The organism is Devosia faecipullorum, assembly GCF_015158295.1.
GTDB classification, from domain to species: domain Bacteria; phylum Pseudomonadota; class Alphaproteobacteria; order Rhizobiales; family Devosiaceae; genus Devosia; species Devosia faecipullorum.
On sequence record NZ_JACDXV010000005.1, the window covers coordinates 183,684 to 198,718 of the forward strand.

At 62.3% G+C, this 15,035-nt stretch carries 16 protein-coding genes; 7 read left to right on the top strand and 9 right to left on the bottom strand.

Annotated elements, in window-relative coordinates; all coding sequences use genetic code 11:
- Nucleotides 1-3: 3 nt before the first annotated feature.
- Nucleotides 4-963, bottom strand: a complete 960-nt coding sequence (locus H0482_RS12675; protein WP_330998260.1) for a DMT family transporter — start codon at nucleotides 961-963, stop codon at nucleotides 4-6.
- A gap of 30 nt (nucleotides 964-993) precedes the next feature.
- Nucleotides 994-1,188 carry a hypothetical protein gene (locus H0482_RS12680; RefSeq protein WP_193730426.1) on the bottom strand — a complete coding sequence of 65 codons (195 nt, stop codon included), beginning with the start codon at nucleotides 1,186-1,188 and terminating at the stop codon, nucleotides 994-996.
- Nucleotides 1,189-1,378: 190 nt separating this feature from the next.
- Here H0482_RS12680 and H0482_RS12685 point away from each other — a divergent pair, with 190 nt between their 5' ends.
- Complete coding sequence (locus H0482_RS12685) at nucleotides 1,379-1,777, top strand: DUF4260 domain-containing protein (RefSeq protein WP_193730427.1); 399 nt, start codon at nucleotides 1,379-1,381, stop codon at nucleotides 1,775-1,777.
- Here the strand turns inward: H0482_RS12685 and H0482_RS12690 are convergent.
- The gene (locus H0482_RS12690) at nucleotides 1,774-2,130 is read right to left on the bottom strand and encodes a DUF427 domain-containing protein (protein WP_193730428.1); all 357 of its coding nucleotides are present in this window, start codon (nucleotides 2,128-2,130) and stop codon (nucleotides 1,774-1,776) included. The two genes, H0482_RS12685 and H0482_RS12690, sit on opposite strands and share 4 nt — an antisense overlap.
- Nucleotides 2,131-2,315: 185 nt before the next feature.
- Between H0482_RS12690 and H0482_RS12695 the strand changes: the two genes are divergently transcribed.
- Both H0482_RS12695 and groL read left to right on the top strand, forming a co-directional pair.
- Complete coding sequence (locus H0482_RS12695; protein ID WP_046103399.1) at nucleotides 2,316-2,606, top strand: co-chaperone GroES; 291 nt, start codon at nucleotides 2,316-2,318, stop codon at nucleotides 2,604-2,606.
- A 59-nt stretch (nucleotides 2,607-2,665) separates the two neighbouring features.
- Nucleotides 2,666-4,306: a chaperonin GroEL gene (gene groL, locus H0482_RS12700; protein WP_193730429.1), complete on the top strand. Its 1,641-nt coding sequence runs from the start codon at nucleotides 2,666-2,668 to the stop codon at nucleotides 4,304-4,306.
- 536 nt (nucleotides 4,307-4,842) lie between these two features.
- On the opposite strand, the gene H0482_RS12705 is transcribed toward groL, so the two are convergent.
- From H0482_RS12705 to H0482_RS12730, 6 genes are all read right to left on the bottom strand, one after another.
- Nucleotides 4,843-5,595 (bottom strand): TSUP family transporter, encoded by a 753-nt coding sequence (locus H0482_RS12705; RefSeq protein WP_230989617.1) that lies wholly within the window; start codon nucleotides 5,593-5,595, stop codon nucleotides 4,843-4,845.
- A gap of 124 nt (nucleotides 5,596-5,719) precedes the next feature.
- Nucleotides 5,720-5,905: a hypothetical protein gene (locus H0482_RS12710; RefSeq protein ID WP_193730430.1), complete on the bottom strand. Its 186-nt coding sequence runs from the start codon at nucleotides 5,903-5,905 to the stop codon at nucleotides 5,720-5,722.
- The gene (hisG, locus tag H0482_RS12715) at nucleotides 5,902-6,591 is read right to left on the bottom strand and encodes an ATP phosphoribosyltransferase (RefSeq protein ID WP_193730431.1); all 690 of its coding nucleotides are present in this window, start codon (nucleotides 6,589-6,591) and stop codon (nucleotides 5,902-5,904) included. The genes H0482_RS12710 and hisG overlap by 4 nt, the downstream gene beginning before the upstream one ends.
- Complete coding sequence (locus H0482_RS12720) at nucleotides 6,588-7,652, bottom strand: ATP phosphoribosyltransferase regulatory subunit (protein WP_193730432.1); 1,065 nt, start codon at nucleotides 7,650-7,652, stop codon at nucleotides 6,588-6,590. Before H0482_RS12720 ends, hisG begins: the two co-directional genes overlap by 4 nt.
- Before the next feature lie 145 nt (nucleotides 7,653-7,797).
- Nucleotides 7,798-9,324, bottom strand: a complete 1,527-nt coding sequence (hisS, locus tag H0482_RS12725) for a histidine--tRNA ligase (RefSeq protein WP_193730433.1) — start codon at nucleotides 9,322-9,324, stop codon at nucleotides 7,798-7,800.
- A 109-nt stretch (nucleotides 9,325-9,433) separates the two neighbouring features.
- Nucleotides 9,434-9,694 carry a hypothetical protein gene (locus tag H0482_RS12730; protein WP_193730434.1) on the bottom strand — a complete coding sequence of 87 codons (261 nt, stop codon included), beginning with the start codon at nucleotides 9,692-9,694 and terminating at the stop codon, nucleotides 9,434-9,436.
- A gap of 473 nt (nucleotides 9,695-10,167) precedes the next feature.
- Between H0482_RS12730 and H0482_RS12735 the strand changes: the two genes are divergently transcribed.
- From H0482_RS12735 to H0482_RS12750, 4 genes are all read left to right on the top strand, one after another.
- A complete protein-coding gene (locus tag H0482_RS12735; RefSeq protein ID WP_230989618.1) occupies nucleotides 10,168-10,794 on the top strand; it encodes a L,D-transpeptidase in 627 nt (208 codons plus the stop codon).
- Between the two features lie 33 nt (nucleotides 10,795-10,827).
- Nucleotides 10,828-12,876 (top strand): TadE/TadG family type IV pilus assembly protein, encoded by a 2,049-nt coding sequence (locus H0482_RS12740; RefSeq protein ID WP_193730436.1) that lies wholly within the window; start codon nucleotides 10,828-10,830, stop codon nucleotides 12,874-12,876.
- 237 nt (nucleotides 12,877-13,113) lie between these two features.
- Nucleotides 13,114-13,710 (top strand): IMPACT family protein, encoded by a 597-nt coding sequence (locus H0482_RS12745; protein WP_193730437.1) that lies wholly within the window; start codon nucleotides 13,114-13,116, stop codon nucleotides 13,708-13,710.
- Between the two features lie 82 nt (nucleotides 13,711-13,792).
- The gene (locus tag H0482_RS12750; protein ID WP_193730438.1) at nucleotides 13,793-14,797 is read left to right on the top strand and encodes an LLM class flavin-dependent oxidoreductase; all 1,005 of its coding nucleotides are present in this window, start codon (nucleotides 13,793-13,795) and stop codon (nucleotides 14,795-14,797) included.
- Nucleotides 14,798-15,035: the final 238 nt, after the last annotated feature.

Genomic DNA, 15,035 nt, shown 5'->3' on the forward strand with positions numbered 1-15,035 from the left:
GCCTTATGGCGTATTGGCTTCCTTGGCGCGGGTGCGTTCGAGGCCGAGCCAGTGTTCGCGCAGGATGACGGCGATGCCGGCGGCGACGATGATGACGCTGCCCGTCAGCATGGCGGCAGTGGGGATGTCGGAAAAGATCACGAAACCGATGATGATGGTGAGGATCAGCGACACATATTCGAAGGGCGCGATCACCGACATATCGGCATAGCGATAGCACGAGGTCAGCAGCAATTGGCCGATGCCGCCGAAAAAGCCGGCGCCCACGAGCAGCGCTGCCTGTTCGGGCGTGGGCATGACCCAGCCGAACGGCAGGGTCAACAGGCTCAGCACGCTGGCGCTGATGAAGAAATAGGTGACGATGGTCTCGGTGCGTTCGGTCTGCACCAGGGTACGGACCTGAAGCATGGCGAAGGCGGAGAGGAAGGCGCCGCCCAAAGCAGCGAGAGCGCCGATCGTCGCGCCATCGAGGGCGGATGCATCCCCCGAAAACAGGGTGAGGCGCGGCCAGAGGATGATGACGACGCCCACAAGCCCAACCAGAACCGTGGTCCAGCGAAAGACATGGACCCGCTCGCGCAGCAGCACGGCGGAGAGAATGACGATGATCAGCGGCGAGGCATAGCCGATGGCCGTCGCTTCGGGCAAAGGCAGGCGCGTCAGGGCGAAAAAGCCCAGGCTCATCGAGGTGACGCCGATCAGCCCGCGGAGCACGTGGCCCAGCGGGCGCGTGGTGGCAAAGGCATCGGAGAGCCGGCCTTTCCAGGCGAGCCAGACCAGAACCGGCAACAGGGCGAAGAAGGCGCGAAAGAACACCATTTCCCCCGAGGGAATGGTTTGGGTCGCCTTGAGCATGGTGGCCATGATCACGAAGCAGCCGACTGAAACGACCTTTAGAGTGATGCCGCGCAGGGGGCCACCCTTCCTGCTGAGGGAAGGCGCGGCGTCGGTCTCGGCGGCAATCGTGGTCAATTCAGTCCTATCGGCCCGGGCCTATTCGCCCGCGGCGGCTTCCAGCTTTTCCCTGGCGATGCGCGCCGTGGCAAATGCCTTGTGTTCTTCACCGACGGCACTGCCGGATTTTAGAACCTTGCCGGCGGCATCCTGGACTTCCCAGTGCCAATTGGTGTTGGGTCCAACGCCGCCTTTGCGGCGCAGCTTGATCTGAAGGGAGGATTTTTCGCTCATCCCAGCCTTATGGCCCAGTCTTGCCATGGGGGGAAGAGGGAGAGCGGATTTGTCCTGCTATTCAGCCACAAAGGCGTTCCGGCACCCTGCCGCTGGACGCGCCCTGGCAGATAAGGACGTCCGGCGATTTTGCATGGCCCCAATGCCTCGCCATGCTATTGGCATTGACGATCGTTGGCCGGGGAGACACATGCAGAATAATATAGAAACCGGCGCCGTTGGCGGCCATGTCCGCACGATCCTGCGGCTCGAGGGGCTGGCCGTCCTGGCCGTTGCCACCACGCTGTATTTCTTGAGCGGCGGCATCTGGTGGGTTTATCTTTTATTGCTGTTTGTCCCCGATCTCTCATTCATCGGCTATGCGGCGGGCAACAGGACCGGCGCGATCATCTATAATCTCTGCCACAGCTATATCGTGCCGCTGCTGATCGGGCTCGCGGGCCATCTGCTGGGCAGTGACCTAGTGGTGCAGATCGCGCTCATTCACCTCGCCCATATCGGGTTCGACCGCATGCTCGGCTATGGGCTCAAATATGCCAGTGGCTTCACCCGGACCCATCTGGGCACGCTCAGGGGCGGAAAGAGCTAAACCTCCGACACCTCAATGCGGATGCGATCCTGTCCAAAGGTGAGCAGATCGCGGATCGGGGCGTAGTCGCCCTCGGCATAGGGATAATACCAGGCCTCGTCCAAGCCGTCGGCGGTGAGGGTCTTGATGGTGTAGAAATGCGCCTTGCCGGGCCCCTCATCCTCCCGCACGACGTGGGAGGCTTCGAGAATGCCGGGATGGACATCGTCCAGCGGCACGAAGACCTGGGGCGCCCGGCCCGCCCGTTCCAGACGCAGGGCGTTGAGCGAACTGGCGATTTCCGCATCGTCGAAAATCACGTGCACCCGGCCGTTCACCGGGGTGATCGTGGCTGTGGCAGGCTTGTCGGTCATGATGGGCTCCTCGGATCGATCCGGCGTCACACCCACACAACGCGCGAGAAAAAACTTCGGTTCACGCGCCTTGACTCTGTTTGGTCCCCATACCTATATCCCGGGCAGCCTGTTAGCACTCAGGTAAATCGAGTGCTAACAGGTTCAGATTTTTGCATTAGCAATGATGCCAAGAGGAGCAATCCATGGGCTTCCGTCCCCTGCATGACCGCGTCGTCGTCCGCCGCGTTGACAGTGAAGAAAAGACCAAAGGCGGGATCATCATCCCCGATACCGCCAAGGAAAAGCCCTCCGAGGGCGTGATCGTTTCCGTGGGCCCCGGCGCCCGCGATGAAAACGGCAAGATCAATGCGCTGGACGTCAAGGCCGGCGATCGCGTGCTGTTCGGCAAGTGGAGCGGCACCGAGGTCAAGCTCAATGGCGAAGACCTGATCATCATGAAGGAAAGCGACATCATGGGCGTGATCGAAGCGTAATTCGCTTCTCACTGCACCTGTCGTCCCCCTCAACCACCAGACAATTCAAGGAGCCATAAATGGCCGCCAAGGAAGTCAAATTCTCCACCGATGCCCGCGAAAAGATGCTGCGCGGCGTCAATATCCTCGCCAATGCGGTGAAGGTCACGCTCGGTCCCAAGGGTCGTAACGTCGTCATCGAAAAGTCGTTCGGCGCGCCGCGCATCACCAAGGACGGCGTCTCGGTCGCCAAGGAAATCGAACTGGAAGACAAGTTCGAGAACCTGGGCGCGCAGCTGCTGCGTTCGGTCGCCTCCAAGACTAACGACGTTGCCGGTGACGGCACCACCACTGCCACCGTTCTCGGCCAGGCCATCGTCGTCGAAGGCGTCAAGGCCGTCGCCGCCGGCTTCAACCCGATGGACCTGAAGCGCGGCATCGATCTGGCCGTCAACGAAGTCGTGGCTTCGCTCAAGGCTTCGGCCAAGGGCATCACCTCCTCGGCCGAAGTTGCCCAGGTTGGCACCATCTCCGCCAATGGCGAAGCCTCCATCGGCGACATGATCGCCGAAGCGATGCAGAAGGTCGGCAACGAGGGTGTGATCACCGTCGAGGAAGCCAAGACCGCCGAAACCGAACTCGATGTCGTTGAAGGCATGCAGTTCGACCGAGGCTATCTCTCGCCCTACTTCGTGACCAATGCCGAAAAGATGACGGCAACGCTCGAAGACCCGTTCATCCTGCTGCACGAAAAGAAGCTCTCGAACCTGCAGGCCATCCTGCCGATCCTCGAAGCTGTCGTTCAGTCGCAGCGTCCGCTGCTGATCATCGCCGAAGACGTCGATGGCGAAGCCCTGCCGACCCTGGTCGTCAACCGCCTGCGCGCCGGCCTCAAGGTCGCTGCCGTCAAGGCTCCGGGCTTCGGTGATCGCCGCAAGGCCATGCTCGAAGACATCGCCGTCCTCACCGGCGGCCAGGTGATCTCGGAAGATCTCGGCATCAAGCTCGAAAACGTCACCCTCGACATGCTGGGCACTGCCAAGCGCGTGGAAATCTCCAAGGAGAACACCACGATCGTCGATGGCGCCGGCACGGCTGACGACATCCAGGCCCGCGTTGGCCAGATCAAGGCCCAGATCGAGGAAACCACCTCGGACTACGACCGCGAGAAGCTGCAGGAACGTCTGGCCAAGCTGGCCGGTGGCGTTGCCGTGATCCGCGTCGGCGGCTCCACGGAAGTGGAAGTCAAGGAGCGCAAGGACCGCGTCGATGACGCGCTGAACGCAACCCGCGCCGCCGTCGAAGAAGGCATCGTGCCGGGTGGTGGCGTTGCCCTGCTCCGCGCTTCGGCTGCCCTCACCGTCAAGGGCGCCAATGCCGACCAGGAAGCCGGTATCTCCATCGTGCGTCGCGCGCTGCAGGCTCCGGTCCGCACCATCGCCAACAATGCCGGCGCTGAAGGTTCGGTCGTTGTCGACAAGATCCTCGAAAACGCTTCGGCAACCTTCGGCTATAACGCCGCGACCGACGAATATGGCGATCTGGTCTCGCTCGGCGTCATCGACCCGGTCAAGGTCGTCCGTCACGCCCTGCAGGACGCAGCCTCGGTTGCTTCGCTGCTGATCACGACGGAAGCCACCATCGTGGAAGCCCCCAAGCCTGACGCACCGGCAATGCCAGGCGGCGGCGGCATGGGCGGCATGGGCGGCATGGATTTCTAAGGCTTACGCCTTAGGTTCCTTTCGCTCACGGGCCGCACCGTTTTCGGCCCGACGCGCTAAAACCGCGCTGGGCCAAAAACTGGCCCTGCGCGGGCGCGGCAGACGACTGCCGGGCGGCATTGCCGCCTGAAAGAATTATGGCTTCAAGGATCGTTTCTTCCCAGTCACGATCTTTGTGGAAGGCTCCGGTGGAAACACCGGGGCCTTTTTGGTGTTTGATGAAGGGCCTGATCGCCCCCACCGGCCGTCACCCTCGGGCCTGACCCGAGGGGCCTATATTTCATGATGCCCATAAGGCCGGCCACACCAAGGCCAACGCCATTAGGCGGCTGGTATATCTTGAAGCGTTTGACGAGATCGGAATGGCGATCCAGCGCGAAACCTCGATCAAGCGGTGGTATCGAAGCACTGATCGAGCAGAACAATCCAGATTGGTGCGATCTTTGGGATAAGATCGCCAAGTAAAGTCCCCTCGGGTCACGCCCGAGGGTGACGACCGGTGGTCGTAGAATTGCCAACCAGCACCCGACGAATAGTCAGCTGTTGAAGAAGATCAGCCTGATCGCCATGGCAATCGACACCACCACCACCAGCGGCCTGATGACCTTGGCGCCGTAGCGAATGCCGGTGCGGGCGCCGAGATAGCCGCCGATAAGCTGGCCGATGGCCATGAATATGGCTACCGGCCAGACGACATGGCCACCCGGAATAAAAACAACTAGGGCGGCAAGGTTGGAGACGAAGTTGAGCGCCTTGGTATTGCCGGTGGCGCGGGTGAGCCCCAGCCCGAACAGCACGACGAAACCAACGGTGAAGAAAGCGCCGGTGCCGGGGCCGAAAATGCCGTCGTAAAAGCCGATGGCAAAGCCCATGGCCGGCACGAAGAGCCGGAAGGGCAGGCGCGCGGCCTTGTCGGCATCGGAGAGCTTGGGGGCGAAGAGGAAATAGAGCGCAATGGCGATCAGCGCCACCGGCACGGCGATATTGAGCAGCGACACGTCGATGCGGCTGACAATGAAGGCGCCGAGCGAGGAGCCGGCAAAGGTCAGCGCGATGGCGGGGATCAGCTCGCGCAGGGCAACGAAACCGCGCCGCCAATAGGTCAGGACCGCCATGCCGGTGCCGACCATGGATTGCATCTTGTTGGTCGCGAGGGCCGCAACCGGGGGCAGGCCCGCGGACAGCAGCGCCGGCACGGTGATCATGCCTCCGCCCCCGGCAATGGCATCGACAAACCCGGCTAGCATGCCGACGGCCATCAGGGCGAGAAGAATAAGGGGATCGAGCAATCAGGCCTCGGTTTTTTCGCGCTCGGCGGAGACGGTGTTCATGCGGCGCTTCTCATAGTGGGGCAAGCAGGGCGCATGTCTTGTGCCGTGATTTCGGGGCATTGGGCAATGCCGTTGCGCTGGCTCAGGCAGCGCCACCGTTGTCGCCAGGAGGTGAAGCGGGCCGATCCACGCCGGTCGGCACTCCGTCCATGACCGGGGCGGCATCCTCGGCTCGTCCAGCCTTAGGCCTTGCAATGCCGGCATAGAGGATGGCGCCGGCGCCGAGCAGGGTGAGGAGACCGGCAAAGGCGAGTTCCAGTTCGCTCATGGCAGACGGGCCAGCAAGGCATCGAGCATGGCCTGGCGCTCCGGCGACCAATCGGCAGTTTTCGAGACGATGAGATTGGCCTCGCTTTGCAGCATCACCCCGTCATCGAGCACCCGCAGGCCATTGGCAGCGAGGGTCGAGCCGGTGGAGGTGATGTCCACCACGATGTCGGCGACGCCGGAGGCCGGCGCGGCTTCAGTGGCCCCGAGGCTTTCCACAATCCGGTACTCGGCGATGCCGGCACGGGCGAAATGCTGGCGGGTAATGGTGACATATTTGGTGGCGATGCGCAGCCAGCGGCCATGGCGGACGCGGAAATCGGACGCTACATCGGCCAGATCGTGCATATGGGTGACGTCGATCCAGGCTTCGGGCACGGCAACCACGACATCAGCCTGGCCAAAACCGAGATTGCGGGCGAAATCGACGGCGGCGGGACCGGCCTCGCTGGTCTCGTGAATGAGGTCGCGACCAGTGACGCCCAGATCGATATTGCCGCGAATAAGCTCGCGGGCGATTTCGGAGGCGGGATAGAACCGCACCGTAATATCGGGCACGCCTTCGACCGCGCCGAGATAGGAGCGCGCGCCGCCCGGACGGGTAATGGTCAGGCCACGCTGGGCAAACCAGTCGCGCGTCAGCTCTTCAAGGCGGCCCTTGGACGGAACGGCGAGGGTGATGGTCATTTGGGCCACTCCGCTTCGAGGCGATCGACCCAGAGGGCGCAGCCGGAGGCGGCGATGGGGGCCTTGGCACCTAGTCGCTCCAGCAGGCGGTCATATTGGCCGCCCGAGACCAGGATCGTGCCGCCCTGCCCGCGCATTTCGAAGACGATGCCGGTATAATAATCGAGGCGCGGCGAGAAGCTGGCGTCGAAGCTGACGCGGGCCTCGCCCAGACCGTCGAGATGACGGCGAATGGCGCGGATCGGCGCGCCAAGGAACAGGCGATTGCGCTCGCCGAGGTCTTCGATCTGGCGCAAAGCAGCAAGCGCATCTCCCTTGATGGCCAGATATTCGCGCAAGAGGCGCAGCGTCGCGGCGGGCACCTGCGCGGCGTCCAGCGCCTGCTGTTCGAGGAAGCGGTCGGCGATCTCGGCGGGCGAGCGGCCATCCGAAAGGCTAAGACCCGCAGACACCATGCGCGCAGTGATGTCCTCGACCAAATCGTCGCGACCGGGCTGTTCGCGTCGCGGCAGGTCGGGGGCCTGTTCCAGCCGGCTCAACAGGCGATCCATGGCCTCGGGATGGCCGAAACGGTGGCGGATGCGGCTGCGCCAGGCATCGGGCATGTCGGCCTGCGCCAACAAGGCCTCGAACAGGCCCACGCCCCCGAGGTGAACCTGGGGAACGATGCCATAGAGCGAGAGCGCCGCGCGGGCGAAGGTCAGCACCTGATCGAGCGCGATATCGCCATCGGGCTGGGCCAGAAGCTCGATCCCGGCCTGGTCGAATTCGGCGGGGCCGGTCTCGCGCTGGCGGAAAATGGGGCCGAGATAGGAAAAGGCCGCCGGCTCTCCCGCCCCCTGCGCGATGTAATCGGTGACGATGGGCAGGGTGAAATCGGGGCGCAGGCAATATTCGGCGCCGGTGACATCGCTGGTCAGCAGCAGGCGGCGGCCGAATTCCTCGCCCGCCAGGTCGAAATAGGAATCGGCCTTGAGCAGCAGCGGCGGGGTGGCGCGGCAGCCGCCCTGCGCTTCAACAAGGGATTCAAGCCGGGCGCGACGGTATGCGGGATTGGTCATGGCAGCATGGCCTCCAACAAACTCGGCGTCATCCCGGCGAAGGCCGGGATCCATCTTGAGATTTCGCTCAATTGCATCATCTCATGATGGGCCCCGGCCTTCGCCGGGGTGACATCGGTTTTGTGACCACTGCGGCGCATGAACCTTAACCCTGCTCGCTCAGCAATTTCTGCACCGCCGCAACCAGGTCTTCGCGCCTGATCTCGAACTGGCCGGGGCGCGCAGCCTTCCATTCGGCATTGTCGGTGATGGCCTGGGCCGCCTGCTTGCCGGCGATCAGGTCTTTCACCTGCAGGATGCCCTGCTCGCGCTCCTGGCTGCCCTCGATGATGACGATGGGCGAATTGCGCTTGTCGGCATAGGCGACCTGCTTGCCGAAATTCTTGGTATTGCCAAGGAACATTTCGGCGCGGATGCCGGCCTGGCGCAATTGCGAGACCATAGCCTGGTAGCTGGCGGTCTGATCCTTGTCCATGACGAGGACCACGACCGGACCGGCAGGCTCGGTGGCGCCGAGATTGCCGGTGAGTTTCAGCGCATTGGCAAGGCGGGAGACGCCTATGGAAAAGCCGGTCGCCGGCACCGGCTCGCGGCGGAAACGGGAGACGAGGCCGTCATAGCGACCACCGCCGCCGACCGAGCCGAACACTACGTCCTGGCCCTTTTCGTTCTGCACCTTGAAGGTCAGTTCGATCTCGAAGACCGGGCCGGTATAATATTCGAGGCCGCGCACCACGGAGGGGTCGATCTTTATGCGGTCGGGACCGTAGCCGCTAGAAAGGAACAGGCTTCTCATTCGACTGAGTTCAGCGATTCCTTCGGTGAAGGACGGGCTCACTCTGTTGATGTAGTCATTGACTGGGTAGTGGGCGTTCGGCATCAGCGCCATAGCGCCTTCAAAGGTTCCGATCCTTTGGGCCGCTAGTTCACCCGCTATGCTGGAATGCAAAACCCCAAGGACGAAATCGACCTGTTCCGAGTCTAGACCTGCACCGTCTGTAAAGTCGCCACTGTCATCTCTTCGGCCCGCACCCAAAAGAAGTCTTACACCCTCTGCCCCCAAGCGGTCCAACTTGTCGATCGCGCGCATCACAACTAGGCGACGAGTAGAATCGTTTGCCAGTCCAATAGCGTCCAGTACGCCGTCCAGAACCTTGCGGTTATTGACGCGGACCACATATTGGCCGGCCAGCCCCAGCGCATCCATGACATCGGCCATCATCATGCACATTTCGGCATCGGCTTCGGGCCCGCCGGCGCCGACCGTATCGGCGTCGAATTGCATGAACTGGCGGAAGCGGCCGGGGCCGGGCTTTTCGTTGCGGAACACATAGCCCTGCCGATAGGAGCGATAGGGCTTTGGCAGGGTTTCGAAGTTTTCGGCGAAGTAGCGGGCGAGCGGCGCCGTCAGATCGTAGCGCAGGCTCATCCATTGCTCGTCGTCGTCCTGCAGCGAGAACACGCCGGCATTGGGCCGGTCGGTATCGGGCAGGAACTTGCCGAGCGTTTCGGTATATTCAAACAGCGGAGTTTCGACCGGGTCGAAACCATAGCGCTCATAGACTTTCCTGATCTTGTCGATCATGGCGCCAATGGCGGCGATTTCGCCGGGCGTACGGTCTTCGAAGCCGCGCGGCAGGCGGGGCGTGATGAGCTTGGTCTTTTCGGACATGTGCGAACCTAGCGGAAAGTCGAGCCGTTCCTAGACGATTGGCCCAATCGAGACAACTGCACTTGGGGGGTGAGATGGCGGCCGGGGGGTGCCCGGCCGCCTTTGATTTTCAATATGGTCTCCAATTGGGCGGATGCAGCCGGAATGTGTCGAGGCCGATGCCAAGACAATCGCGGCGGTCTGCCGGCGGCAGGCCGAGATCGGCCCGCAGATGGTCGGGCACATCCGAATAATGGGACGGGCGCTGCGCCCACCAGGCGCCCAACGCTTCGCCCAGGACGGAAGTGATACCGCGCTGGCGCACAGCGTCGGCAACGGAATATTCGAGACGCAGAGCGAGACTGCGTCCTTCGAGCACGTTCGAAGACATTTATCGTTCCGACGGACATTCAGCCGCCGGCCTCTGATGATGATGAAAGCGAAAGGCGCAATCCGGACGCAGAACGGGCCGGAATCAGCGATTCACGATTTTTGGTAGAAAGTTCGCCGGGCCCGGACGGGCCGAAAGCTCATCGACGGATCGGGCCTATGCGCGACCGAAATGATGGCAAAGTGACTCCGAGCGGCGGGTCGATACAAAATTCATTGAGACGCCTCCCTCGGATGGCATTGCGAACGTCGAATTGGTTAGCTCACGCCTTCGCGAGCCGCAAGACGTGGTGCGGCAGCGTGTCGCAAGTCGCGTCGGACTGTTGTGCCAAGGCAACAGGGTCAACAGGCATGGCGGGCCTCGGAAAGCCTTTTGTTAACCGCGTCCATGCAGGCGACATTAACCACGCGGCTTGACCTCTCTTTTGCGCTTGGGCGGCACAATGGGGCCAAAGCATTTTGGGAATGCAGGCCATGACCTTTCGCCTCTCGGGACCGTTCGCCACCGCTGTGCTGGCCATCTCGACCCTGTTGATCGCCGCGCCGGTTCAGGCCGACAGCTTCCGGCCGGGATGGCGCTTCGCGCCGCCGCCCGGCATCATCGTAACCAGTTCCAAGCCGAGGCACGCGCTGGCGCTACAGGGCAATGCCCATGTCTCGCCGATCTATCTCCGGCAAGTGGTCCCCTACTCCACCGGCGAAGCGCGCGGCACGATCGTGGTCGATAGCAGTGCGCATTTCCTCTATCTGGTGCTGGGGGACGGCAAGGCGTTGCGCTATGGCATCGGCGTTGCGCGCAGCGGTTTCGAATGGCGCGGCACGCACCGGGTCACGCGCAAGGCCGAATGGCCGGGCTGGACGCCCCCGGCCGAGATGCGCCAGCGCCAGCCGGGCCTGCCGGCCCATATGGAGGGTGGCCCCAACAATCCGCTGGGCGCCAGGGCGCTCTATCTTGGCTCCACGCTTTATCGCATTCACGGCACCAACGAGCCCTGGTCGATTGGCCAGAACGTCTCCTCAGGCTGCATTCGCATGACCAATGAGGATGTGATCGACCTTTACGGGCGCGTGCCGGTCAATACCCGCGTGGTTGTAATCTAAGGACCGGAACGGGTCGAAGACGGGGACAGGGCGATGTCTGGATTTCTGCGGCTGGCCGGCCGTTTCGGCCGGGACGAAAGCGGTGTTTTCGCCGTCATATTCGGCATCATGGCAATCGTCCTGGTGGCGCTGGGCGGCGCAGTGGTGGATTATGTGACGCTGGAGCAGACCCGCTCGCGCGCCCAGACCGCGCTGGACGCCGCCGCACTCGCCTTGCAACCGGAGATCTTCAAGGCTGGCTATAGCGACGAGAATGTGCGCCAGCTTGCCGAAGCGCTGATGATCGAGCGCATCGGCGATGACCGCATCACCGCCAGTGTCGAACAGGTTACCCGCTCCATCGACGACGGATCGCTCTATCTACGGGCGCAGGTCTCCATGCCCACCATCTTTGTGGCGCTGGTGGGGGTGACGTCGCTGGGCGCGCGCGTGGAATCGGAAGCCATGCGCAAGAAGCTGGCACTGGAAGTGGTGATGGTGCTGGACAATTCCGGCTCCATGGCCAATTCCGGTCGCATGCAGGCGCTGCTGGATGCCGCCAAATGCGCAGCCTATATCCTGATGTATGACGCGGTGGTCGACGTCCCGCGGGCTGGCGATCCAAGCAAAAGCGACACCTGCGTACCCGCGAACGGAGCCGAACTGGTGGACAATGTGCGGGTCGCTCTGGTTCCCTTCACCATGTTCGTCAATGTCGGCTCCGGCAATGCCAATGCGTCCTGGATCGATCGCACCGGCGCATCTTCCATCCATTTCGACAATTTCGACAATGACGACGACGAGGACCGGTTGGTGCTCAGCATGAACGCGCCGGCCTATTCCTTCCCGACCCGCCAAACCCTGTTCGCGGCAACCGGAGAACCCTGGCGCGGTTGCGTCGAGGCGCGGCCCCATAGCAAGTCGGGCACGACGGCAACCGAATATCTGGACACCGACGACACCCCCGCTATCGGCGGCGACACCTTGTTCGTGCCGATGTTCTCGCCGGACAGTCCCTCAGGCAATAATTTCATCGCCAATGACAGTCCGGCAGTTTGCGACCGACCCGCAGTGGGGGCGACGCGCTGCAATATCGTCGAGCAGCGAACACGGCGAAACACCAGTTCGAGCTGGGGCTCGGCGACCTTTAGATCGGGCACGCCCGCCAGCAATTCGCCCGTCAACTTTGTGAGCAACGCGCTCTATCCAAACGCATTTTACGGCCGGGTGCCGGATAGCTGTTCGTGCCGCATCACGCCGACCTACACCACGGACTGGACGAACGAATCCAATACGCAGCAAAGGCGTGAGGGCTATTGCAACACCTACATTCCAACCGGCCTGTCGGCCCGCGAACTCCAGGAGCGGGTCTGCAAATATTATGGCGGCAACATTTCCTCGAGTTTCTCGCTGGGCCCCAATTCGCAATGCACACGCACGGCCATTCTGCCGCTGACGAACAATGTCACTCAGATTATCAATGCCATCGGCGCGATGACGGCAGAGGGCGGCACCAATATTCACGAGGGCGCTGCATGGGGCTACCGTGTCCTGTCTCCCGGCGAACCCTTTTCGCAAGGTGCCGCCTATAATCCGGACGTCAACAAGGTCATGATCATCATGACGGACGGCGCCAATACGGCCTATGCCGATTCGGGGATGAACGGTTCCTCGTACAATTCGGCCTATGGATTCCCGTACAATTCAATGAACAACAAGGCGGCGTCCACCAGCGGCGGCACGATCGAGCGCCTGGGCAAGCTGCAATCGCCGTCCAATACCGGAGCCGCCGGCGCCTCCGACGTAAGCCTGGAAACCGAGATGAACGCACGTACTTTGCAGGTCTGCGCCAATGCAAAGGCCAACAAGCATGTCGGTGGACAGGACTTGCCCGGTATCGACATCTACACGATCGGGCTTTCAACGCATATTCCAGCGGATAATTCAGCACAGGCGGCACTGGACGTCGTGGCCAATCAGAACATGCTCACCAATTGCGCATCCTCTCCGGCGCGCGCCCGATTTGCCGCAACAGCCAGCGAACTCAAGGACGTGTTCACTTCCATCGCCAATGAACTGACCGCGCTGCGGCTGGCACGATGAAAACAGTGCTGCGGAGTCGCCCGGCGGATATCGTTGACCACCTGCTCGGCGGGCTTCTTCATCTTCGAGGTTTTCGTCATCATTGTGGGTCTTTCGTCTTTCAGACGAGACCAGAATTCTGCCTAACGCCCAAACCAAATTCTGTGCCATGGGCGCGGACGCCGGACCCCACCAACCACGCGCCGCCGGTCTCTGCTAGGGTCGACAGGTAGCCTCCCCGTCCTGCTATATGGCGACATGAGCACTCTTTATGCCCTGGCCGCCACGGCCACTGCCCAGCAGGAGATCAAGAAAAGTCGGTTCATTGCCATCGCCGGGGCCGTCGACAATGACGACGCAGCCAAGGCGTTTGTAGCGGCCCATGCCGATCCAGCGGCCAATCACAATTGCTGGGCGTGGCGGATCGGGCAAAGCTACCGTTTCAACGATGATGGCGAACCCAGCGGCACCGCAGGCAAGCCCATTTTGCAGGCCATTGACGGTCAGGCGCTGGATCGCGTCGCCGTCGTGGTCACACGCTGGTTTGGTGGTGTGCTGCTCGGCAGCGGCGGTCTCATCCGAGCCTATGGTGGCACCGCCGCCTTGTGCCTGCGCGATGCCGACAAGACCCCGTTGATCGACACCATACCCGCGGTGGTGACGTGCGTATTTGGTGACTTGGCACTGCTGCAGGCGCGACTTAGCGCACAATCTGGCGTACAGATGCAGAGCTCCGCGTTCAACGACATTGGCGCCGAATGGTCTTTGTTGGTTCCACGTAGCGATGCGGACGCAGTGGCTCAGCTGGTAACCGACCTGACGAGCGGGCGCGCAACGCTGCGCTTTGTGAAATAAGGGCGATAGGTCGCAGCCGGTCCGTTGGCCATGCGCAAAGCCAACCCCTACATTCGGCAACTGACGCAGGAGCCTCGTCCATATGGAAATTTCAATTGTCGATGTCTGCCCGACTCCGGTCGACGGTGATCAATCGCGGGCATTTGCCAATGCGGTTGAGCTGGCGCAGCGCGCCGAGGTCCTTGGCTTCAAGCGCTACTGGGTGGCAGAGCATCACGGATCGGCCTCCACGGCCTCGCAGGCGCCGGAGATCTTGATTGCGCATCTGGCGGCGCAGACCAGCAGGATCCGCATCGGTTCTGGCGCGGTGCTGCTAAACCACTACAGCCCGCTTAAGGTGGCGGAGCAATTCAGGACATTGCACGCGCTCTATCCGGGTCGCATTGATCTGGGTATCGGCCGGGCCTTTGCCGGGCCGGTGGCCGACGTGGCACTGATGCGCCATCGCGACGGCAAGCGGGCGGACGACTACCCCGAGCAGGTGTTCGAGCTGTTGTCGTGGATCAAAAACGCCATGCCGGCCGACCACCCCTTCGCCAAGGTGGCGATTGCGCCCGACGTACCGGGCGCGCCGGAGCCGTTGCTGCTGGGGTCCAGCCAGTCCAGCCCGCTTTTGGCAGCCCAGCTTGGCCTGGCCTATGTGTTTGCCGGCTTTATCTCGCCGGATGGCGCGGCCTCTGCCATTCGCAATTACCGCCAGCGATTTCAACCCTCGGCTCTGGTTGGCCTCGAGCGGCCGCACACCATGTTGGCCATCCATGTCGTATGCGCCGACACCATCGCGGAAGCCGAGCGCCAGGCCATGCCCGTGCGGCATATGTATGCGCAATTGTCGGAAGGCAAATTTGCTCAGCGTCTCGCTACTCCCGACGAAGCGATTGCCCATTTCGGCGGCGTTATCCGTGCTGAAGATGGTGCCTGGCCCCGCTTCGTAATTGGCGACCCGGCGCGCGTGGCATCTATGATCGGCCGAATGATCGAGGAAACCCAGCCGGACGAGCTGATGATCCAGGACCTGATCACGGACCACCACGCCCGCTGCCGCTCACATGAATTGCTGGCCGGCGTTTTTGCTGACCGGCAATGAACCAAGGGGAGCAAGAATCGACCTTGGCCGCGCCAGCGTCTTATTGACGATCCACGCGATGAACGCGCAAACGATCTAAACAATGAATATGGCTAGGGCGAACGGCACCGGCCCGCTGCCCAGGTTGACCGCCCCTGCCCCGGTCAGTAATTCGGGCTACGCATGATGGTCATGGCCACATCGAACGTCCTACCCGCCAGAGGCCCGCGCTCTCGTTGCAGCTCCATGTTTCGTCTTC